This window comes from Pseudomonas sp. Fl5BN2, from assembly GCF_009908205.1.
In the GTDB taxonomy this organism is placed as follows: domain Bacteria; phylum Pseudomonadota; class Gammaproteobacteria; order Pseudomonadales; family Pseudomonadaceae; genus Aquipseudomonas.
The window spans coordinates 49,939-70,248 of the sequence record NZ_JAAARL010000027.1 but is presented as its reverse complement, the minus strand read 5'-3'; the positions used below and the strand labels follow the sequence as shown (position 1 = coordinate 70,248).

Sequence of the window (20,310 nt, the reverse complement as noted above, 5' to 3'; positions counted from 1 at the left end):
GGTTGTACCTCGCGGCTGTGCGCAGTCGCCTTGATAAGGAGTGCCAAGATGTCTCGCGTTTCGAATCTGCCCCTGGTGGAAAAGGGCGCCGCTTACAACGGTGCGAATTTGCTTAAAGACGTCAGCCTGCCAGCCCTGGTGCTGCATCGTGAGGCCCTGGAACACAACATCCGCTGGATGCAGAAGTTCGTCAGTGACAGCGGCGCCGAGCTGGCGCCTCACGGCAAGACCAGCATGATGCCAGGGCTGTTTCAGCGGCAGCTGGAGGCGGGGGCTTGGGGCATTACCCTGGCCACGGCGGTGCAGACGCGCGCCGCCTATGCCCACGGTGTGCGGCGGGTGTTGATGGCCAATCAGCTGGTAGGGGCGCCGAACATGGCGTTGATCGCCGAGCTGTTGGTGGATGCGGATTTCGATTTCTATTGCATGGTCGATCATCCGGACAACGTCGCTGACCTGGGGGCGTTTTTCGCTCAGCGCGGGGTAACGCTCAAGGTGATGATCGAGTACGGCGTGGTCGGTGGTCGTTGCGGCTGTCGCAGCGAGCAGGAGGTGCTGGCCCTGGCCAAGGCGATCCAGGCGCAGCCAGCCTTGGCGCTGTGTGGCATCGAGGGTTACGAAGGGGTGATCCATGGCGATCAGGCCATCGACGGTATTCGTCGCTTCGCTGCTTCCCTGGTACGTCTGGCGGTGGACTTGCACAACGATGGGGGGTTCGCCATCGAGCGGCCGATCATCACCGCCTCGGGCTCGGCCTGGTATGACCTGATTGCCGAGTCCTTCGAGACTCATAACGCCAAGGGCCGTTTCCTCAGTGTGTTGCGCCCGGGCAGTTATGTGGCGCATGACCATGGCATCTATAAAGAAGCCCAGTGCTGCGTGCTGGATCGACGCCGTGATCTTGTGGAAGGCCTGCGCCCGGCGGTGGAAGTCTGGGCCCATGTGCAGTCGCTGCCGGAACCGGGTTTTGCGGTGCTGGCCCTGGGCAAGCGCGATGTCGCCTATGACGCCGGGCTGCCGCTGCCGTTGCGCCGCTACCGGCCCGATGCAACCGGCACTCAGGGTGATGACGTGAGGGCCTGCACGGTGACGGCGGTGATGGATCAGCACGCCTTCATGAGTGTGGCGCCAGGGGTGGAGCTGCGCGTCGGCGACATCATCTCTTTCGGCACTTCGCACCCGTGCCTGACCTTCGACAAGTGGCGTACCGGCCTGTTGGTGGATGAGCACTTGCAGGTAGTCGAGAGCCTGCAAACCTGCTTCTAGTCGAGCCTTCGGGCGGCGTTCTGTTGGCTGGCGAAGGCGGTCTCACCGACGCTTTCGCTGGCTGGACAGCAGCTACCCGGTTCGCGGTACGCCGAGTTTAGAGGTCAAGGATATGAGCCAGAAAAAACGCATTGCCTGCATCGGCGAATGCATGATCGAGCTGCAACAGCATCACGATGGCAGTCTGCAGCAGAGTTTTGGCGGCGATACCCTGAATACCGCAGTGTATCTGTCGCGGGAAATGGGCGAGCGGGCGCAGGTGGATTACGTCACCGCCCTGGGCTACGACAGTTTCAGTGATGCCATGTGCCAGAGCTGGGCGGCCGAGGGCATCGGCCTGGATTTGGTCCAGCGCTTGCCGGGGCGCCTGCCGGGACTGTATTGCATCCAGACGGATGCCCGTGGCGAGCGGCGCTTTCTCTACTGGCGCAATGAAGCGGCGGTGCGCGATTGCTTTACCACCCTGGCCGCCGGGCCGATTCTTCAAGCGTTGCAGCGCTACGACGTGCTGTATTTCAGCGGCATCACCCTGGCGGTGCTGGGGGAGACGGGGCGCAAGAAGTTGCTGGAGACGCTGATCGAGGCCCGCCAGCGTCAGGCGCTGATCGTTTTCGACAACAATTACCGGCCGCGCTTGTGGGCTTCGGTGGAGCAGGCCCGGGCGGCTTATCGCGAAGTGCTGCCGCAGGTGGATCTGGCGTTGTTGACCCTGGAGGACGAGCAGGCACTGTTTGCCTACGATGACGCTGATGCTGTATTCGCGGCCTATCGCGGTACACCGGAAGTGGTGCTCAAGCGCGGCGCTGAATCCTGCCTGATTCGCGGTGCAGGCAGTGCCTTCGAGGTGCCCGCGCAGCGGGTGGAACAGGTGGTGGACACCACGGCAGCGGGGGATTCGTTCAGTGCGGCCTACCTGGCGAGTCGTTTGCAAGGTGGCAATCCGCAGCAGGCGGCCCAGGCCGGGCATCGACTGGCGAGTCGGGTGATCCAGCATCCCGGGGCATTGATTCCCAGAGAGTGACGGGGCGCGGCGCTCGCCAACCAGCGCCTGCCGGGAGGGCCTCAGTCGCGGTAGAACACCTGCACCAAGTGGTAGCCGAACTTGCTCTTGATCGGGCCGTGCACGGTGCGCAGGGGCTTTTTGAAGATCACCTGGTCGATGGCGCCGACCATCTGTCCCGGGCGCACTTCACCCAGGTCGCCGCCGCGCTTGGCGGACGGGCAGGTGGAGTATTTCTTCGCCAGCACGTCGAAGGCTTCGCCTTTGGCGATGCGCTGCTTGAGCTGTTCGGCCTCTTCGGCGGTTTTCACCAGGATGTGGCGGGCTTGGGCTTTCATGGGCAGGTGACCTGGTAGCGGGTAATCGGCGGCCGCGGATTATGCCTGAATGGGTGGCTCGCGGCCGATCATCTGACGAATTTTCTGCGCCAGGTCTTCAATTGAAAATGGCTTGGCCATCAGGTCCATGCCCGGCTCCAGGAAACCTTGGCGCTCGGCGGCCTTTTCCGCATAACCGGTCATGAACAGCACCTTGAGTCCGGGGCGGTGCTGGCGGGCGATCTCTGCCAGCTGCCGGCCGTTCATGCCCGGCAGGCCGACATCGGTCACCAGCAGGTCGACGCGCATCGGTGATTCCAGCAAGGGCAGGGCGCTGCGGGCGTCCTCGGCCTCGAAGGCGCGGTAGCCCAGCTCGCTCAGCACATTGAGTACCAGCATGCGCACCGCCGGGTCGTCCTCGACCACTACCACGGTTTCCCCGGCAATGGCCTGGGGCGCCTGGTTGGCGCTGGCGGCAGCGGGAGGTTCCGGCGCAGCGGCGTACAGCCGTGGCAGGTACAGGCGCACGCTGGTGCCCTGGTCCGGTTCGCTGCTGATGGTCACGTGGCCGCCGGACTGCTGGGCAAAACCGTAGATCATCGACAGCCCCAGGCCAGTGCCTTGGCCGATGGGCTTGGTGGTGAAGAACGGGTCGAAGGCCTTGGCCAGGATCCGCGGGCTCATGCCGGCGCCGTTGTCACTGACGCCGAGCATCACGTAGTCGCCGGCCTTGACCGGTTCCAGGGTGCTGATGTCGCTGCCGTCGAGGTAGCTGTTGGCGGTCTCGATCAATAGCTGGCCGCCATCGGGCATGGCGTCGCGGGCGTTGATCACCAGGTTGAGCAGGGCGTTTTCCAGCTGGCTGGCATCGGTGTTCACCGGCCATACGCCGTCCGCCAGTTGCATGCGCAATTGGATGTGCTCGCCCTTGGTGTGGCTGAACAGTTCCTGCAGCGATTGCACCAGCTGATTGGGGTCCAGGGGCCGGCGGTCCAGCGACTGGCGGCGGGAGAAGGCCAGCAGGCGATGGGTCAGCGCCGCGGCGCGCTTGGCCGAGGACATGGCGGCCTCGGTGAAGCGGCCGATCTCGTCGCCGCGACCGTTGTCGATGTAGCGCTGCATCAGGTCCAGGCTGCCGATGATCCCGGTGAGCATGTTGTTGAAGTCGTGGGCTATGCCACCGGTGAGCTGGCCCACGGCCTCCATCTTCTGCGCGTGGCGCAGGGCCTCTTCGGCACGCTCGCGTTCGAACATCTCGCTCTGCAGGCGCTGGTTGACGGTGGCCAGCGCCTCGGTGCGCTGGTTGACCCGTTCTTCCAGGGTTTCATTGAGGTAGCGCAGGGCTTCCTCGGTCTGTTTGCGCTCGGTTTCATCGATGACGAAGATGTAGAAACCGTTGATTGCGCCATCGCCGCCGTAGCGTGGCAGGTACTTCATCAGCGCGTAGCGCGGGCGACCGTCGCGGTGCGGCGAATTGGCCTCGAAGCTGCACGGCTTGCCGGTCAGGGCGGCAGCGATGTTCTCGGCACGGGTGGCGTAGATCTCGTCGCCCAGCACTTCGCGAATGGTCTTGCCGTACAGCTCTTGCGGGGTCAGGCCGTACCAGTCGAGGTAGGCGCTGTTGTTCAGGCGAAAGCGTTCGTCGCGGTCGACGTAGCCGATCAGCACCGGCATGGCGTTGATGATCAGTTGCAGCTCGGTCTGGCTCTGACGCAGTGCCTGTTCCATCTGCTTGCGTTCGGTGAGGTCCAGGGCTGCGCCGAGAAACCGCGTCGGTCGGCCGTGATGGTCCTTGTAGCAGCGGCCCCGGGCGAACACCCAGCGCAGTTGCCCGTCGGCCAGTTGCAGGCGGTACTCCTCGGCGTACTCGGTGCCGTGGGTGATGCAGTGCTTGATGCCCCGGGCGACCATGCCGCGATCCTCCGGGTGCACGCCTTTGAGGTACTCGCTGATGGGCAGTTGCCGCGCTTGCTGCGGGTCGACGCTGTGCAACTGGGCGAAGTGCGCGTCGGCGATAAAGCGGTCCTCGCCGATGTCCCAGTCCCAGGTACCGACTGCGTCGGTGGCGGCCAGCGCCAACTGCAGGCGCTCCTCGGTTTCGTGCTGGGCTCGCAAGCTGTCGTCGGAGCGCTGCTTGAGCTCCAGAGCGATGCGCCGACGCTCGTTGGTTTCGATGGCCGTCACCAGGATTCCGGCCACGACGCCGCGTTCATCGCGGATCGGGCTGTAGGTCAGGTCCAGCCACAGGTCGTACTCGCTGCCGTTGCTGCGTTGCAGGATAAAGCGTCGTTCGCTGAAGGTGCGCACCTGGCCATTGAGCACCGCGCTGTAGATCGGGTCGGTGAAGTCCCTGAGTTCCGGCCAGATGTGGTGCGCCGGCTGGCCGAAGGCGCCGGGGTGCTTGTTGCCCGCCAGCAGGGCGAAACCGTCGTTGTAGATCTGGGTCAGCTCCGGCCCCCAGAGCAACAGCATCGGCATCGGCGAATGGATCACGATATCCACCGCAGTGCGCAGGCTCTGGGGCCAGTGATCGGCAGCGCCCAGGGGTGTGGCGCACCAGTCCAGGCGGGCAATCAGGGTGGCGGCTTCGCTGCCTGGGTGGGGGGCATTCATGTCGAAGGTGTCCTGGGTGGAGCAGTCGTGCGCGGCGAGGCGTCAGGCTCGCTCACTCGAAAAGTCGCATGGACATGCGGTGCATATTCAAACGGATGGATTGTCGGGGGTTCGGCTGAGTTATTTTCACCTGCTTTTGCGGCAGATGACCAGTCTAGAGGGGCTGAACGGTAATCCGCGAGCATCGACCCAGCCCCAGGCGCCGATTGGCCAGCGAACAGGACCGGGCCTTGGAGACCCCTTCGCCGGCAAGCCGGCTCCTACGGTAGGGGAAAGGGCTGTGGCTGTGTAGGAGCTGGCTTGCCAGCGAAGAGGCCCTTGGCTGGTGCTCCGGCCTGGATGACCCCTTCGCCGGCAAGCCGGCTCCTACGGTAGGTGAAGGGGCTTTGGCTGTGTAGGAGCTGGCTTGCCAGCGAAGAGGCCCTTGGCTGGTGCTCCGGCCTGGATGACGCCTTCGCCGGCAAGCCGGCTCCTACGGTAGGGGAAGGGGCTTTGGCTGTGTAGGAGCTGGCTTGCCAGCGAAGAGGCCCTTGGCTGGTGCTCCGGCCTGGATGATCCCTTCGCCGGCAAGCCGGCTCCTACGGTAGGGGAAGGGGCTTTGGCTGTGTAGGAGCTGGCTTGCCAGCGAAGAGGCCCTGGGCTGGTGCTCCGGCCTGGATGGCCCCTTCGCCGGCAAGCCGGCTCCTACGGTAGGGGGGAAGGGGCTTTGGCTTGTAGGAGCTGGCTTGCCAGCGAAGAGGTCCCTGGCTGGTGCTCCGGCTTGGATGACCCCTTCGCCGGCAAGCCGGCTCCTACGGTAGGGGAAGGGGCTTTGGCTGTGTAGGAGCTGGCTTGCCAGCGAAGAGGCCCTTGGCTGGTGCTCCGGCCTGGATGACGCCTTCGCCGGCAAGGGATGGGGTCAGTTGCGCAATTCCTCGCGGTGGCGAAACTGCTCCAGGGCCTCGGGGTTGGCCAGGGCGTCGGTATTTTTCACTGGCAGGCCATGCACCACGTTGCGCACCGCCAGTTCGACGATCTTGCCGCTGATGGTCCGGGGTATGTCCGTCACCGCAAGGATCTTCGCCGGCACATGGCGCGGGGTGGTGTTGGCTCGGATCACCTGGCGGATGCGCTCCTGCAAGGCGTCGTCGAGGAGGATGCCGTCCTGCAGACGCACGAACAGCACCACCCGCACGTCATGCTCCCAGCTCTGGCCGATGGCCAGGCTTTCCAGCACCTGTTCCAGCTTTTCCACCTGGCGGTAGATTTCAGCGGTGCCGATGCGCACGCCACCCGGATTGAGCACTGCGTCCGAACGCCCGTGAATCAGCCAGCCGCCATGGGGCAGTTGCTCGGCGTAGTCGCCCTGGGCCCAGACCCCGGGAAACAGACTGAAGTAGGACGCCCGCAGTTTGCTCTGGTCCGCGTCGTTCCACAGACCCACGGGAATACTCGGGAAGTGCCGGGTGCACACCAGTTCGCCTTTCTCGCCGATCACTGGCTGACCCTGGTCGTTCCACACTTCGATGGCCATGCCCAGGCCCTTGCCCTGCATCTCGCCACGGCGCACCGGCTGCACCGGGTTGCCGGCGACGAAGCAGGCAACGATATCGGTGCCACCGGACATCGACGCCAGGCACAGGTCGCTCTTGATCTCGCGGTAGACGTAGTCGTAGCTCTGCGGCGACAGCGGCGAGCCGGTGCAGAGCAGGGTCTTGAGGCTGTCCAGGCGGTGACTGTGGCGCGGCCGGCTGCCGGCCTTTTCCAGGGCCGCCAGGTATTTGGGGCTGGTGCCGAAGACGCTGATGCCTTCGCTATCGATCAGGTCGATCAGTTGTTCGTTGGCTGGGTGGAAGGGCGAGCCGTCGTAGAGCACCAGGCTGGCGCCGGTGGCCAGGGCCGAGACCAGCCAGTTCCACATCATCCAGCCGCAGGTGGTGTAGTAGAACAACCGCTCGCCGGGCCCCAGGTCAGCGTTCAGGCCGTGTTCCTTGAGGTGCTGCAGCAGCACCCCGCCAGTGCCGTGGACAATGCACTTGGGCACCCCGGTGGTGCCGCTGGAATAGAGGATGTACAGCGGGTGGGCGAAGGGCAGCGGGACGAATTCGGGCTCGCCGCCTGGACGGTAGAAGGCGTCCCACAGGCTGACGCTGGCCGGGGTCCGGTAGTCCTCGATCCGCGCCTGCGGGCGGGCGTAGGGCACGATGAGCAATTGCTCCAGGGATGGCAGGCGCTCAAGGATTTCGTTGATCTTGGCTGTCTGGTCGATGTCCTTGCCGGCGTAGCGATAGCCGGCGCAGGTGATCAGTACCTTGGGTTCGATCTGGCCGAAGCGATCGATCACCCCCTGGGTGCCGAAGTCCGGCGAGCAACTGGACCACACCGCCCCAAGGCTGCTGCTGGCGAGCATGCCCACCAGGGTTTGCCAGGTGTTGGGCATGCAGGCGGCCACCCGATCGCCGAGGCCCACCCCGGCATCGCGCAGGCTGCGCTGCAGGCCGGCCACCTGGGCCGCCAGTTCGGCGTAGCTCAGTTGTTCACGCTGGCCGTTCTCGTTGAGCGCCACCACCGCAACCTTGTCATCCCGGCGTTTGAGCAGGTGCTCGGCGAAGTTCAGGGTGGCGCCGGGAAACCACTGGGCGCTGGGCATCTGCGGGCCTTCGCGGAGCACGCATTCGGCGCTCTGGTGGAAGCTGACGTCGAAGAAGTCGACGATCGCCTGCCAGAAGCTTTCGCGCTGGTCGATGCTCCACTGGTGCAGGCCGGGGTAGTCGCTGATGTCCAGGCCGTGGCGCTGATTGATGAAGCGGCGAAAGGCGTCGATGCGCGTCTTGCCGATGCGTTCGGCGCTGGGTTGCCAGAGAATGTCGGACATGCAAGGCCTCGTGTTCTTATTGTTTTTCCGGGTCGGGCTTTTCGCTGCCAAGCCCGCTCCTGCAAGGCGGTGATGAGCCGTGTAGGAGCCGGCTAGCCGGCGAAGGCATCAGCCTGGGCGTCGAGTCATTGCGCCAGCCAGCCACCATCGATATTCCACGCCGCGCCGCGCACCTGGGCGCCCGCGTCACTGCACAAAAATAGCACCAGTTCCCCCAGCTGCGACGGGGTGACGAACTCCAGGGACGGCTGTTTTTCCGCCAGCAGATCGTGCTGCGCCTGCTGGGGATCGGTGCCGGCGGCGATGCGGTCGTCGATCTGCTTCTGCACCAGCGGGGTCAGCACCCAGCCCGGGCAGATGGCATTGCAGGTGACGTTGCTGGTGGCGGTTTCCAGGCCCACCACCTTGGTCAGGCCGATCACCCCATGCTTGGCCGCCACATAGGCGGCCTTGCCCACCGAACCCACCTGGCCGTGCACCGAGGCGATGTTGACGATCCGCCCCCAGCCCCTGGTGCGCATTCCCGGCAGCCCCAGGCGGGTGCTGTGGAACACCGACGACAGGTTGATGGCGATGATCGAGTCCCAGCGTTCCACGGGGAATTCCTCCACCGCGGCCACGTGCTGGATGCCGGCGTTGTTCACCAGGATATCGACGCCGCCAAAATCCCGTTCGGCGTAGGCAAACATTTCGGCGATCTGCGCCGGGTCGCTGACATCCGCCGGGTGGTGGCCGACCTGGCCACCGAACTGCCGGACCTCGGCGATTGCCTTCGAGGCGTCGCCAAAACCGTTGAGGATCAGCTTGGCTCCAGCCTTGGCCAGCACCAGGGCGATGCCCAGGCCAATGCCGCTGGTGGAGCCGGTGACCAGTGCGGTCTTGCCCTTAAGAGTGGTCATGAATACCTCACACAATGCCGGTGGCGTAGAAAGTGGCGATGACGACAAACACCGCCAGGGTCTTGATCAGGGTAATGCAGAAAATGTCCTTGTAGGCTTCGCGGTGGGTCAGCCCGGTGACCGCCAGCAGGGTGATCACCGCGCCGTTGTGGGGCAGGGTGTCCATGCCGCCGCTGGCCATGGCGGCCACCCGGTGCAGCACTTCCAGAGGGATGTTGGCGGCGTGGGCGGCGTTGATGAAGCTGTCGGACATCGCTGCCAGGGCGATGCTCATGCCCCCCGAGGCGGACCCGGTGATGCCTGCCAGCAAGGTCACGGTGATGGCTTCATTGACCAGCGGGTTGGGGATGCTTTTCAGCCAGTCGGCCAACACCAGGAAACCCGGCAGGGAGGCAATCACCGCGCCGAAACCGTATTCCGAAGCGGTGTTCATGGCCGCCAGCAGGGCGCCGCTGACCGCGCTCTTGCTGCCTTCGGCGAGCTTGCTGCGGATCGCCGAGAAGCCGCACACCAGCACCATCAGGATGCCCAGCAGTAATGCGGCCTGCACTGCCCAGATGGCGGTGAGCTTGGCGATCTCGGTGGTCACAGGCTGCGTCATGCCCGGCAGGCTGAGGCTGTGGGTCTTGCCGTACCACTGGGGAATCCAGTGGGTGAACAGCAGGTTCATGATGCCCACCAGCAGCAGGGGCGACAGTGCCAGCCAGGGGTTGGGCAGCTTCAGGTCTTCGGCGGTTTCCGGCTCGTTGCGCAGCTCGGTGCCGTAGCCTTCGCCGGCCTTCTGCGCCTTGTTGCGCTGGCGCTGGAGGAACAGCATGCCGGCGCAGAACACGAAAATGGTGCCGATCACCCCCAGCCAGGGCGCGGCCCAGGCGGTGGTGTTGAAGAAAGTGCTGGGGATGATGTTCTGGATCTGCGGAGTGCCGGGCAGGGCGTCCATGGTGAAAGAGAACGCACCGAGGGCGATGGTTGCCGGAATCAACCGCTTGGGAATATTGCTTTGGCGGAACATCTCGGCGGCGAACGGGTAGACCGCGAACACCACCACGAACAGCGACACGCCGCCGTAGGTCAGCAGGGCGCAGACCAGCACGATCACCAGCATCGCCTGGCGGGTGCCGAGCAGCTTGATCGCCGCGGCGACGATGGAGCGCGAGAAACCCGACAGTTCGATCAGCTTGCCGAACACCGCGCCGAGCAGGAACACCGGGAAGTACAGCTTGATGAAACCGACCATTTTCTCCATGAACACCCCGGTAAAGGCGGGCGCTACGGCGGAGGGATCGGTGAGCAGCACCGCGCCGAGGGCGGCGATGGGGGCAAACAGGATGACGCTGTAGCCACGGTAGGCAGCCAGCATCAGCAGCGCCAGGGCTGCCAAGGCAATGATCACACTCATGGTGTGTCTCTCCAGGATTGTTATTGTTGTCGGGTGTTGCGTGTGGAGAGGCTTATAGCGAGAACTGTGCCATCTGTTTAAGTAATTGAAATATATGAATATTTTTATTTTTCTAGGGGCGGACTTGAGTTGGTTGTCTCTGTTTTGAGAATTTTTTGGGTGGGCCGGCCTCTTCGCTGGCAAGCCAGCTCCTACAGAGATCGTTCAGCCCACCGTAGGAGCTGGCTTGCCAGCGAAAAGCGCTGCCCGATCGGCAAATTCTCCAAATGGAGATTTATGTCTCTTTATTGAGATTCTGCGAGCCCCAGCGCTGCCATCTTCTTGTATAGGGTGGAGCGGCCCAGCCCCAGGAGCCGGGCCGCTTCGTCTACCTTGCCGGCACATTGGGCCAGGGTGGTGTGGATCAGTTGCCGATCGAATCGCTCTCGGGCCGCGGCGAAGGTTTCCTGGTCCGGTGACTCGGTCGGCAGCGGGGCTTCATTACGCTGCAGCGGGCTGAAGCTGCCGATGGCCGCGCGAATATCCGCAGCCCCCAGCACCAGGTCATCGCTGAGTAGCGCCGCGCGCTCCAGCACGTTGCGCAACTCGCGGATATTGCCCGGCCAGGCATGCTGGGCCAGCAGGGCCAGTGCCTGCGGGTCCAGCTCATGCTGGCTGCGCAGCTCTTCGAGAATCCCCTCGCTCAGGGCCGGCAGGTCGTCCAGGCGTTCGCGCAACGCCGGCACCTGGATCGGCAGTACGTTCAGCCGGTAGTACAGGTCGGCGCGAAACTCGCCGCGCTTGATCGCCGCCTCAAGGTCGGTGGAGGTGGCGGCGATGATCCGCACATCGCTGTGGATCACCTCGTTGGAGCCCACCGGTTCGAACTCCTTTTCCTGCAGTACCCGCAGCAGCTTGCTCTGCAGGGGCAGCGGCATGTCGCCGATTTCATCGAGGAACAGGCTGCCACCCTGGGCGATCTGCAGCTTGCCCGGGCGACCCTTGCGGTCGGCGCCAGTAAAAGCGCCGGGGGCGGTGCCGAAAAATTCGGCCTCCAGCAAGGCCTCGGGAATCGCCGCGCTGTTGATGCTGACAAAGGGCTTGTGGGCCCGTGGCGACGCGGCGTGGATGGCCTGGGCCAGCAGCTCCTTGCCGGTGCCGGTTTCGCCTTGCAGCAATATCGGCGATTCGGCGCTGGCCCCGCGCCGGGCACGGCGCTTGACCTCCAGGCTGGCGGCGCTGGTGCCGATGAAGTGGGCGAAGTTGTACTTGGTCTGCCGGGCCCGCAGCAAGGAGCGGGTGGAGGCCAATTCTTCCTGCATGCTCAGGTAGCGCTTGAGCATCGGCGACAGGCTGCGCAGTTCGTCGAACAGGGCAAAGCCGATGGCACCGATCACCGTGCCGGCGTCGTCGTGGATCGGCAGGCGCATCACCACCAGGGGTTCCTTGGGCGTGTCCTGCATGTCCAGGAGGATCGGCCGGCCGGTGCGCACCACTTCGCGCAGCAGGCTGCCGGGGATCACGCTTTCGCAGGGCTTGCCGATGGCGAACTCGGCGGACTCCAGGCCAAAGCGCCGGGCATAACGCTGGTTCATCCAGACGATATTGGCGTCGCGGTCGACGATCACCGTGCCCTCGCTGGACTGCTCGATGATCTCGAACAGCGAGCGGATCGCCAGTTGGCGGACGCGCTGGTAATCCTTGAGGCTTTCGCTGTCGTTCATGCGGGCATCCTGAAAATGGGCGCCAGGGATTATGCCCGATTTGCAGGCATCGGCTTGCCGGCGAATGGGGCCCTTGGATGGGGCGTCGCTCTTGCGGACGCCTTCGCTGGCAAGCCAGCTCCTACAGGTCAGAAGGCTACCGCGGATCTTGTAGGAGCCGGCTTGCCGGCGAAGGGGCCTTTGAATGGGGCGCTGGTCTTGCGGACGCCTTCGCTGGCAAGCCAGCTCCTACAGGTCGGGAGGCTACCGCGGATCTTGTAGGAGCCGGCTTGCCGGCGAATGGGGCCCTTGGATGGGGCGCTGGTCTTGCGGACGCCTTCGCTGGCAAGCCAGCTCCTACAGGTCGGGAGGCTGCCACGGATCTTGTAGGAGCCGGCTTGCCGGCGAATGGGGCCCTTGGATGGGGCGTCGCTCTTGCGGACGCCTTCGCTGGCAAGCCAGCTCCTACAGGTCGGGAGGTTGCCACGGATCTTGTAGGAGCCGGCTTGCCGGCGAAGGGGCCTTTGGATGGGGCGTCGCTCTGGCGGACGCCTTCGCTGGCAAGCCAGCTCCTGCAGCAGTCAGCCGGGCTGGGCGGCGGCGAGCAGCTCCTGGGTGTAGGGGTGTTGCGGTGCGTCGAACACTTCATGGCTGGGGCCGCGCTCCACGACTTTGCCGTCCTTGATCACGATCATGTCGTGGGCCAACGCTCGCACCACAGCCAGGTCATGGCTGATGAACAGGTAGGTCAGGCCGTACTTTTCCTGCAGTTGACGCAGGAGCAGCACCACTTGTTTTTGCACGGTGCGGTCCAGGGCCGAGGTCGGTTCGTCCAGCAGGATCAGCGCCGGCTTGAGCACCAGGGCCCGGGCAATGGCGATGCGCTGGCGTTGGCCGCCGGAAAACTCGTGGGGGTAGCGATGGCGACTCTCCGGGTCCAGGTCAACTTCTTCCAGGGCGCGGACCACTTGTTCATCACACTGCCTGGCATCGTACTGGCTGTGTACTTCCAGGCCTTCGCTGATGATCTGCGCCACCGACATGCGTGGGCTGAGGCTGCCGAACGGGTCCTGGAACACCACCTGCATCTGCTTGCGCCAAGGCCGTAGCTGTTTCTGATCGAGGCCATCCAGGGCCTGGCCCTGGAAGCGGATGCCGCCCTGGGAATCCAGCAAGCGCAGGATCGCCTGGCCCAGGGTCGATTTGCCCGAGCCGGACTCGCCGACAATTCCCAGGGTCTTGCCTTGCTGCACGCTGAGGCTGATGCCGTCTACTGCCCGCAGATACTCCTTGCGCCGGAACAGGCCGCCGGCGATCTGGAACTGGACGCTGAGGTGGTCCACTTCCAGCACGGTTTTCCGGGTGTCGAGGCACAGGGGTTCGCCCTCGGGTTCGGCGTGCAGCAGCTCGCAGCTGTAGGGATGTTGCGGGGTGTTGAACAGGGTTTCGCAATCGGCCTGTTCGACGATCTCCCCGGCCTTCATCACGCACACCCGCTGGGCAATGCGCCGCACCAGGTTGAGGTCGTGGCTGATCAGCAGCAGCGACATGCCCAGGCGCTGTTGCAGGGACTTGAGCAGCAGCAGGATCTTGCGTTGCACCGTGACGTCGAGGGCGGTGGTCGGCTCGTCGGCGATCAGCAGTTCCGGCTCGCAGGCCAGGGCCATGGCGATCATCACCCGTTGGCGCTGGCCGCCGGAGAGTTGGTGCGGGTAGGCCTTGAGGCGTTCCCTGGGTTTTTGAATGCCAACCAGCTCCAGCAGTTCGAGGATCCGTGCCTGGGCTTCCTTGCCGCCCAGGCCACGGTGCAGCAGCAGGGTCTCGCCGATCTGCTTCTCGATGCTGTGCAGCGGATTGAGCGAGGTCATCGGCTCCTGGAAGATCATCGCGATGCGGTTGCCCCGCAGCTTCTGCAGGGTCGCGGCGTCGGCGCCGATCAGTTCCTGGCCGCGATAGCGCACGCTGCCGCTGCTGCTGCAGCCGGTCTGCGGCAGCAGTTGCAGGATCGAGTGGGCGGTCACCGACTTGCCCGAGCCGGACTCGCCCACCAGCGCCAGGCATTCGCCGGGGCGGATATCCAGGTTCAGGTTGCGGACTACGCGGTGCTCGCCGAAGGCCACGTCGAGCTGGCGGATTTCAATCAGGTTGTCGGTCATTGGTTCAATCCGCTTCACGATCGTGGGTCAAAGGCATCACGCAGCGCCTCGCCGATAAACACCAGCAACGAGAGAATCAGCGCCAGGGTGAAGAACGCCGTCAGTCCCAGCCAGGGTGCCTGCAGGTTCTGCTTGCCCTGGCCGATCAGTTCGCCCAGGGAGGCGCTGCCGGCGGGCATGCCGAAGCCGAGGAAGTCCAGGGCGGTGAGGGTCGAGATGGCGCCGGTGAGGATGAACGGCAGGTAGCTCAGGGTCGCGTTCATGGCGTTGGGCAGGATGTGCCGCAGGATGATCTTGCGGTCGGTCAGGCCCAGGGCCCGGGCGGCCTTGACGTATTCCAGGTTGCGTCCGCGCAGGAACTCGGCACGCACCACGTCCACCAGGGCGAGCCAGGAGAACAGCGCCATGATTCCCAGCAGCCACCAGAAGTTCGGTTCGACGAACCCCGAGAGAATGATCAGCAGGTACAGCACCGGCAGCCCCGACCAGACCTCCAGCAGGCGCTGGCCGAGGAGGTCGATCCAGCCGCCGTAGTAGCCTTGCAGGGCGCCGGCGGCGATGCCGATCAGGGCGCTGATGGCGGTCAGCGCCAAGGCAAACAGGATCGATACCCGGGCACCGTAGATCACTCGCGCCAGTACATCCCGGGCCTGGTCGTCGGTGCCCAGCCAATTGACGGTGCTCGGCGGGCTGGGGGCGGGTTGGCTGAGGTCGTAGTTGGGCGTGTCCTCACTGAAGGGCACCGGTGGGAACAGCAGCCAGCCACCGTCCTTGCGGATCAGTTGCTGCACGTAGTCGCTGCGGTAGTCGGCCTGGAATGGCAGCTGGCCGCCGAATTCCTGCTCGGTGTAGCGCTTGAACACCGGGAAATACAGCGAGCCCTGGTAGCTGACCACCAGCGGTTTGTCGTTGGCGATCAGCTCGCCGCCGAGGGTGAGGATGAACAGGCCGATGAACAGCCACAGCGACCACCAGCCACGGCGGTTTTTCTTGAAACGCTCGAAGCGTCGGCGCGCCAGGGGAGAAAGCGTGAACATCAGGCGTTCCTCGCGGCGAAGTCGATACGCGGGTCGACCAGGGTGTAGCACAGGTCGCCGATGAGTTTTATCAAGAGGCCGAACAGGGTGAAGATGAACAGCGAGCCAAACACCACCGGGTAGTCACGGGACACGGCGGCCTCGTAGCTCATGCGGCCCAGGCCATCGAGGGAGAAGATCACCTCGATCAGCAGCGAGCCGGCGAAGAACACACTGATGAAGGCCTGGGGAATCCCCGACACCACCAGCAGCATGGCGTTGCGGAACACGTGGCCATACAGCACCCGGCGTTCGCTCAGGCCCTTGGCCCGGGCGGTGACCACGTACTGGCGGGTGATCTCGTTGAGGAAGGAGTTCTTGGTGAGGATGGTCAGGGTAGCGAAGCCGCCGATCACCAGCGAGGTCACCGGCAGCACCAGGTGCCAGAAGTAGTCGGCGATCTTGCCCAGGGTGCTCAGTTGCTCGAAGTTGTCCGAGACCAGCCCGCGCACCGGGAACCAGTTCAGCGAGGTGCCACCGGCGAACAGCACGATCAGGAACATGGCGAACAGGAACGCCGGCATGGCGTAGCCGATGATGATCGCGGTGCTGCTCCAGATGTCGAAGTGGCTGCCGTGGTGCACCGCCTTGCGAATGCCCAGGGGGATCGACACCAGGTAGGTGATCAGGGTCGCCCAGAGGCCGAGGGAGATGGTCACCGGCATCTTTTCCAGGATCAGGTCGGTGACCGTGGCGCCGCGAAAGAAGCTCTTGCCGAAGTCCAGCCGGGCGTAGTTCTTGAGCATCAGCCATAGGCGTTCGTGGGCCGGTTTGTCGAAGCCGTATTGTTTCTCGATGTCCTCGATCAGCTTGGGATCCAGGCCGCGGCTGGCCCGGGAGCCGCTGCTGCTCATGACGTCGGCGGAACCGCCGACACTGCCACCACCGCCGATGCCTTGCAGGCGAGCGATGGCCTGTTCCACCGGCCCGCCGGGGGCGGCCTGGACGATGACGAAATTCACCAGGAGGATGATCAACAGGGTCGGAATGATCAGCAGCAGGCGCCGCAGAATATAGGCCAGCATCAGTGGCGTCCTCCGGGTTTGCCACGGCGGATCTGCTCGGCGGCCATTTGTTCATCGGTCAGCGCAGTGTTGCTGACTTCCCACCAACTCTCGATGGCTTCATCGTTGCTTGCGGGCACCTTGGGGATGCCGAAGCGGTTCCACCATACGGTGGAGGTGCCCGGTGGGTAGTAGTTGGCGATCCAGTAGTAGTTCCACTGCAGCACTCGGTCCAGGGCGTGGGCATAGCGCAGCATCTCCGGTTGGCTGGTGGCTTTCACCAGGCCGTTGACCAGGGTGTCCACCGCCGGGTTCTTCAGCACCATGTAGTTGTTGGAGCCGGGGTCGTTGGCCGCGGCCGAGCCGAAGTAGTTGTACAGCTCCATGCCGGGCGAGGTGGTCACCGGGTAGCCGGTGACGATCATGTCGTAGTCCCTGGCCATCAGGCGGTTGACGTATTGCGAAGAGTCGATGCGGCGGATGTTCAGGCTGATGCCGATCTGCGCCAGGTTGCGCTTGTAGGGCAGCAACAGGCGTTCGATGGAGCTTTGGGTGATCAGGAAGGTGAAGCTCAGCGGCTCGCCCTGGGCATTCACCAGCTTGTCGCCTTCGGCTTTCCAGCCCGCCTGTTCCAGCAGGGCCAGGGCTTGCAACTGCTTGTCGCGAATATTGCCGCTGCCATCGGTCTTGGGGGCTTCGAAGACCTGGGTGAAGACTTCGTCGGGGATCTGCCCGCGCAGAGGTTCGAGGATCTTCAGCTCATCGGCGTCCGGCAGGCTGCGGGCCGCCAGCGAGGTGTTGGAGAAGAAGCTCTGCTGGCGGATGTACAGGTCGCGCATCATCTGCCGGTTGCTCCATTCGAAATCCCAGAGCATGGCCAGGGCCTGGCGCACCCGGCGGTCCTGGAACACCGGCCGGTCGAGGTTGAACACGTAGCCCTGGGCCGGCTGCGGTGCCGACTGGGCCAGGTGGGCCTTTTGCAGGCGGCCATCGCTCAGGGCCGGACTGCTGTAGCCGATGGAGTAGCCGGTGGCGGAAAATTCACGGTTGTAGTCGTAGGCGCCGCCGCGCAGCACCTGGCGGGCGACGTCGATGTCACCGAAGTACTCGACGCTGAAATGATCGAAGTTGTACAGGCCACGGCTTACTGGCAGGTCCTTGCCCCACCAGTCGGGGTTGCGGGCGAAAGTGATGCTGTTGCCCGAGTCGACCTTGCTTACCCGGTACGGCCCGCTGCCCAGGGGCGCTTCATAGCCGCCGCCATTGGCAAAGTCGCGACTCTTCCACCAGTGTTCGGGGAACACCGGCAGGGTCGCGATATCCAGGGGCAGGGTGCGGTTTTCATTGTTCTTGAAGTCGAAGCGCACCACCCGTGGCGATTCCACGGTGACGCCTTTGACGTCCTCGAACTGGGTGCGGTAGCGCATGCTGCCCTGGGTCATCAGCAGCTCGTAGCTGTAGCGTACGTCTTCGGCGGTGATCGGCGTGTTATCGGCAAAGCGAGCCTTGGGGTTGAGGTAGAAGCGCAGCCACAGGCCGTCTTCGGCGCGCTCCATCTTCTCGGCCACCAGGCCGTAGACGGTGTAGGGCTCGTCCAGGGAACGCAGGGCCAGGGGCGAATAGACCATGCCGTCGAGCTGGGACACGCCGATGCCTTTGTCGATATAGGGCAGCACATGGTCAAAGCGGCCGATCTCGATCGCCGAGCGGCGCAGGGTCCCGCCTTTCGGGGCCTGGGGGTTGACGTAGTCGAAGTGGCTGAAGCCCTGGGTGTACTTGGCCGGTTCGCCGTAGACGGTCATGGCGTGCTGCGGTGCGGCCTGGGTACTTGCGGCGCCCAGCAACAGGGCGGTGAGAAGCGCGGAGGAGGAAAGCAGTCGCATTGTCAGCCTTAGGAGCCGGGTGATCGATGACCACGATTTGTACGCTAGCGGCGCGTTGCTGGCCAGCCGCATCCTGTGTCACAAGCACAACGGCCCACCAGAAGGCGGGCCGTTGGCTGGAAAAATCGCGAGCGGATCAGTCCTGGCGGCTGGTGACTTCCAGCAGGTGATAACCGAACTGGGTCTTCACCGGACCTTGTACGACGTTGATCGGGGCGCTGAACACCACGGTGTCGAATTCCTTGACCATCTGGCCCGGGCCAAAGGAGCCCAGGTTGCCGCCGTCACGGCTGGACGGGCAGGTGGAGTTCTTTTTCGCGACTTCGGCGAAGTCGGCGCCGGCTTCGATCTCGGATTTGAGTTCGTTGCACTTGGCTTCGCTGGCAACCAGGATGTGACGGGCAGTGGCTTTGGCCATGGGTGTTGCTCCTTTCAAGAAAGTTGAGAGCCTACCGGATTCAGGTGGCTATTTCTTCTCAAAGTTCCTTCAAACCATTGCCGCCGGGCGGTTGCGGGGGGATGGGTGGTGATAGTCCCGTAGGAGCCGGCTTGCCGGCGAAGAGGTCCTTGGAGGAGACGGTGCTCTTGAGGACGCCTTCGCTGGCAAGCCAGCTCCTACGGGGGCGCTGGTGCTCAGGCGGGGACGGCTGCGGCCTTGTGCGCGCGCTGCAGTTGCTGGGCGGCATTGCGCAACAGTTGCTCGGTGGCGTCCCAGCCCAGGCAACCGTCGGTCACCGATACGCCGTAGCGCAGGTTGGCGCTCAGGGGCTGGCAGCCTTCGAACAAGTGGCTCTCCAGCATCACCCCCATCAATGAGCGATCGCCTTGTAGGCGCTGTTCCAGCACCTCGTTGAATACCGCCGGCTGGCGCAGTGGGTCCTTGCCGCTGTTGGCGTGGCTGCAATCCACCATGATCCGCGCTGGAATCTTCAGCTTCTGCAGGTCGTGCTGGACCTGGGCCACGCTCTGGCGGTCGTAGTTCGGCCCGCGATGGCCGCCGCGCAGCACCAGATGGGTATCGGGGTTGCCCGGAGTCTGGATGATCGCCGGATGGCCTTGGCTGTCGACGCCGAAGTGGCGGTGCGGATGGCTCGCCGAGCGCATGGCATCGCAAGCGATGGCGACGCCGCCGTCGGTGCCGTTCTTGAAACCCACGGGCATCTCCAGGCCGCTGGCCATTTCGCGATGGATCTGCGATTCGGTGGTGCGCGCGCCGATGGCGACCCAGCTCAACAGGTCATCGAAGTAGCCGGCGGCCATGGGCTGCAGCAGTTCGGTGGCAATCGGCAGGCCCAGGCGCAGCATTTCGCGCATCAGTTCGCGGGACAGGCTCAGGCCGCCGGCCATGTCGTCGCTGCCGTCCAGGTGCGGGTCATAGGCCAGGCCTTTCCAGCCGACGGTGGTGCGAGGTTTTTCCACGTAGGCGCGCATCACCAAGAGCATCTGGTCGCTCACTTGGCTGGCCAGGCGGGCCAGGTTGGCGGCGTATTCCAGGGCGGATTGCGGATCGTGGATGGAGCAGGGGCCGACCACTACCAGCAGACGCTGGTCTTGACCTTCGAGAATGGCACGCACCGCTTGGCGGTGGGCAGCGACTTGCTGGCTCAGGGCCAGGGACAGCGGCAGTTGCTGCTTGAGCTCCAATGAGCTGGGCAGGCGCTGGGTCAGGGTTTCATTGGCACTGACGTGGGTGGACAGGGGCAGAGCGGATACGGACGAGTTCATGTTCGGTCTTCCTGGGCGGGCGGCGGGGTTTGTCCCGCTCGCGGCCCTACTGGGGTGTTCGACAATTGGCCGTACTGGCCATAAGTGTGCAATTGCCACCGGTAGGTGACCGATCGGAGGCGGCAGGCTGTCCCGAACGGAGGCTGCTAAATCGCCAGGCGGAAAACATGTCGTAGCGGTAATAGGTGGCGTAGTTCATGGGGCAATCCTCAATAAGTTCGGTGTGTCGCTGAAAGTCGTGGTTAAAAACGTCGAGCCTGAAAAAACAAAACCCCCGGTCGGGAAGCCGACCGGGGGTTGAGAAATCTCTGGTAGGCGACCCGTTTACATGGGCGCCGGTTGGGTATCAGGCGCGCCAGTGGCTAAACCAATACCCAAAATAAAAGTTGACCGGAGCGCAGGTGCCGTTGACCCAGGCAGCCGCAACCGAACGCAG

The 20,310-nt window shown here is 64.3% G+C and carries 14 protein-coding genes; 2 read left to right on the top strand and 12 right to left on the bottom strand.

What is annotated here, in order from left to right; translation table 11 throughout:
- Positions 1 to 48 precede the first annotated feature (48 nt).
- Together GV819_RS28540 and GV819_RS28535 are read left to right on the top strand one after the other, a co-directional pair.
- On the top strand, positions 49 to 1,266 hold the full coding sequence (locus tag GV819_RS28540; RefSeq protein ID WP_161759372.1) for an amino acid deaminase: 1,218 nt from the start codon (positions 49 to 51) through the stop codon (positions 1,264 to 1,266).
- 112 nt (positions 1,267 to 1,378) lie between these two features.
- Positions 1,379 to 2,287, top strand: coding sequence for a sugar kinase (locus GV819_RS28535; protein ID WP_161759371.1), 909 nt, complete (start codon positions 1,379 to 1,381; stop codon positions 2,285 to 2,287).
- 41 nt (positions 2,288 to 2,328) lie between these two features.
- Here GV819_RS28535 and GV819_RS28530 read toward each other — a convergent pair whose 3' ends face one another.
- From GV819_RS28530 to GV819_RS28475, 12 genes are all read right to left on the bottom strand, one after another.
- On the bottom strand, positions 2,329 to 2,604 hold the full coding sequence (locus tag GV819_RS28530; RefSeq protein ID WP_161759370.1) for a peptidylprolyl isomerase: 276 nt from the start codon (positions 2,602 to 2,604) through the stop codon (positions 2,329 to 2,331).
- A gap of 39 nt (positions 2,605 to 2,643) precedes the next feature.
- The gene (locus tag GV819_RS28525) at positions 2,644 to 5,196 is read right to left on the bottom strand and encodes a PAS domain-containing hybrid sensor histidine kinase/response regulator (RefSeq protein WP_161759369.1); all 2,553 of its coding nucleotides are present in this window, start codon (positions 5,194 to 5,196) and stop codon (positions 2,644 to 2,646) included.
- Positions 5,197 to 6,094: 898 nt separating this feature from the next.
- A complete protein-coding gene (locus tag GV819_RS28520) occupies positions 6,095 to 8,050 on the bottom strand; it encodes an acetoacetate--CoA ligase (RefSeq protein WP_161759368.1) in 1,956 nt (651 codons plus the stop codon).
- A gap of 125 nt (positions 8,051 to 8,175) precedes the next feature.
- Positions 8,176 to 8,949: a 3-hydroxybutyrate dehydrogenase gene (gene hbdH / locus GV819_RS28515; RefSeq protein ID WP_161759367.1), complete on the bottom strand. Its 774-nt coding sequence runs from the start codon at positions 8,947 to 8,949 to the stop codon at positions 8,176 to 8,178.
- A 7-nt stretch (positions 8,950 to 8,956) separates the two neighbouring features.
- On the bottom strand, positions 8,957 to 10,348 hold the full coding sequence (locus GV819_RS28510) for a GntP family permease (RefSeq protein WP_161759366.1): 1,392 nt from the start codon (positions 10,346 to 10,348) through the stop codon (positions 8,957 to 8,959).
- A gap of 284 nt (positions 10,349 to 10,632) precedes the next feature.
- On the bottom strand, positions 10,633 to 12,051 hold the full coding sequence (locus GV819_RS28505; protein WP_161759365.1) for a sigma-54 interaction domain-containing protein: 1,419 nt from the start codon (positions 12,049 to 12,051) through the stop codon (positions 10,633 to 10,635).
- A 560-nt stretch (positions 12,052 to 12,611) separates the two neighbouring features.
- A complete protein-coding gene (locus GV819_RS28500) occupies positions 12,612 to 14,186 on the bottom strand; it encodes an ABC transporter ATP-binding protein (protein ID WP_161759364.1) in 1,575 nt (524 codons plus the stop codon).
- Positions 14,187 to 14,200: 14 nt separating this feature from the next.
- Positions 14,201 to 15,223 carry an ABC transporter permease gene (locus GV819_RS28495; protein ID WP_161759363.1) on the bottom strand — a complete coding sequence of 341 codons (1,023 nt, stop codon included), beginning with the start codon at positions 15,221 to 15,223 and terminating at the stop codon, positions 14,201 to 14,203.
- Positions 15,223 to 16,287: a microcin C ABC transporter permease YejB gene (locus GV819_RS28490; protein WP_161759362.1), complete on the bottom strand. Its 1,065-nt coding sequence runs from the start codon at positions 16,285 to 16,287 to the stop codon at positions 15,223 to 15,225. The genes GV819_RS28495 and GV819_RS28490 overlap by 1 nt, the downstream gene beginning before the upstream one ends.
- A complete protein-coding gene (locus GV819_RS28485) occupies positions 16,287 to 18,149 on the bottom strand; it encodes an extracellular solute-binding protein (RefSeq protein ID WP_161759361.1) in 1,863 nt (620 codons plus the stop codon). The genes GV819_RS28490 and GV819_RS28485 overlap by 1 nt, the downstream gene beginning before the upstream one ends.
- Before the next feature lie 136 nt (positions 18,150 to 18,285).
- Positions 18,286 to 18,567: a peptidylprolyl isomerase gene (locus tag GV819_RS28480; protein WP_161759360.1), complete on the bottom strand. Its 282-nt coding sequence runs from the start codon at positions 18,565 to 18,567 to the stop codon at positions 18,286 to 18,288.
- A 215-nt stretch (positions 18,568 to 18,782) separates the two neighbouring features.
- Positions 18,783 to 19,874 carry a 3-deoxy-7-phosphoheptulonate synthase gene (locus GV819_RS28475; protein WP_161759359.1) on the bottom strand — a complete coding sequence of 364 codons (1,092 nt, stop codon included), beginning with the start codon at positions 19,872 to 19,874 and terminating at the stop codon, positions 18,783 to 18,785.
- Between the last annotated feature and the right edge of the window lie 436 nt (positions 19,875 to 20,310).

What these genes read in the sequence shown, in the direction of transcription:
- GV819_RS28540 (WP_161759372.1), top strand. Translation starts at nt 49, where the DNA reads ATGTCTCGCGTTTCGAATCTGCCCCTGGTGGAAAAGGGCGCCGCTTAC.
- GV819_RS28535 (WP_161759371.1), top strand. Translation starts at nt 1,379, where the DNA reads ATGAGCCAGAAAAAACGCATTGCCTGCATCGGCGAATGCATGATCGAG.
- GV819_RS28530 (WP_161759370.1), bottom strand. Translation starts at nt 2,604, where the DNA reads ATGAAAGCCCAAGCCCGCCACATCCTGGTGAAAACCGCCGAAGAGGCC.
- GV819_RS28525 (WP_161759369.1), bottom strand. Translation starts at nt 5,196, where the DNA reads ATGAATGCCCCCCACCCAGGCAGCGAAGCCGCCACCCTGATTGCCCGC.
- GV819_RS28520 (WP_161759368.1), bottom strand. Translation starts at nt 8,050, where the DNA reads ATGTCCGACATTCTCTGGCAACCCAGCGCCGAACGCATCGGCAAGACG.
- hbdH (WP_161759367.1), bottom strand. Translation starts at nt 8,949, where the DNA reads ATGACCACTCTTAAGGGCAAGACCGCACTGGTCACCGGCTCCACCAGC.
- GV819_RS28510 (WP_161759366.1), bottom strand. Translation starts at nt 10,348, where the DNA reads ATGAGTGTGATCATTGCCTTGGCAGCCCTGGCGCTGCTGATGCTGGCT.
- GV819_RS28505 (WP_161759365.1), bottom strand. Translation starts at nt 12,051, where the DNA reads ATGAACGACAGCGAAAGCCTCAAGGATTACCAGCGCGTCCGCCAACTG.
- GV819_RS28500 (WP_161759364.1), bottom strand. Translation starts at nt 14,186, where the DNA reads ATGACCGACAACCTGATTGAAATCCGCCAGCTCGACGTGGCCTTCGGC.
- GV819_RS28495 (WP_161759363.1), bottom strand. Translation starts at nt 15,223, where the DNA reads ATGTTCACGCTTTCTCCCCTGGCGCGCCGACGCTTCGAGCGTTTCAAG.
- GV819_RS28490 (WP_161759362.1), bottom strand. Translation starts at nt 16,287, where the DNA reads ATGCTGGCCTATATTCTGCGGCGCCTGCTGCTGATCATTCCGACCCTG.
- GV819_RS28485 (WP_161759361.1), bottom strand. Translation starts at nt 18,149, where the DNA reads ATGCGACTGCTTTCCTCCTCCGCGCTTCTCACCGCCCTGTTGCTGGGC.
- GV819_RS28480 (WP_161759360.1), bottom strand. Translation starts at nt 18,567, where the DNA reads ATGGCCAAAGCCACTGCCCGTCACATCCTGGTTGCCAGCGAAGCCAAG.
- GV819_RS28475 (WP_161759359.1), bottom strand. Translation starts at nt 19,874, where the DNA reads ATGAACTCGTCCGTATCCGCTCTGCCCCTGTCCACCCACGTCAGTGCC.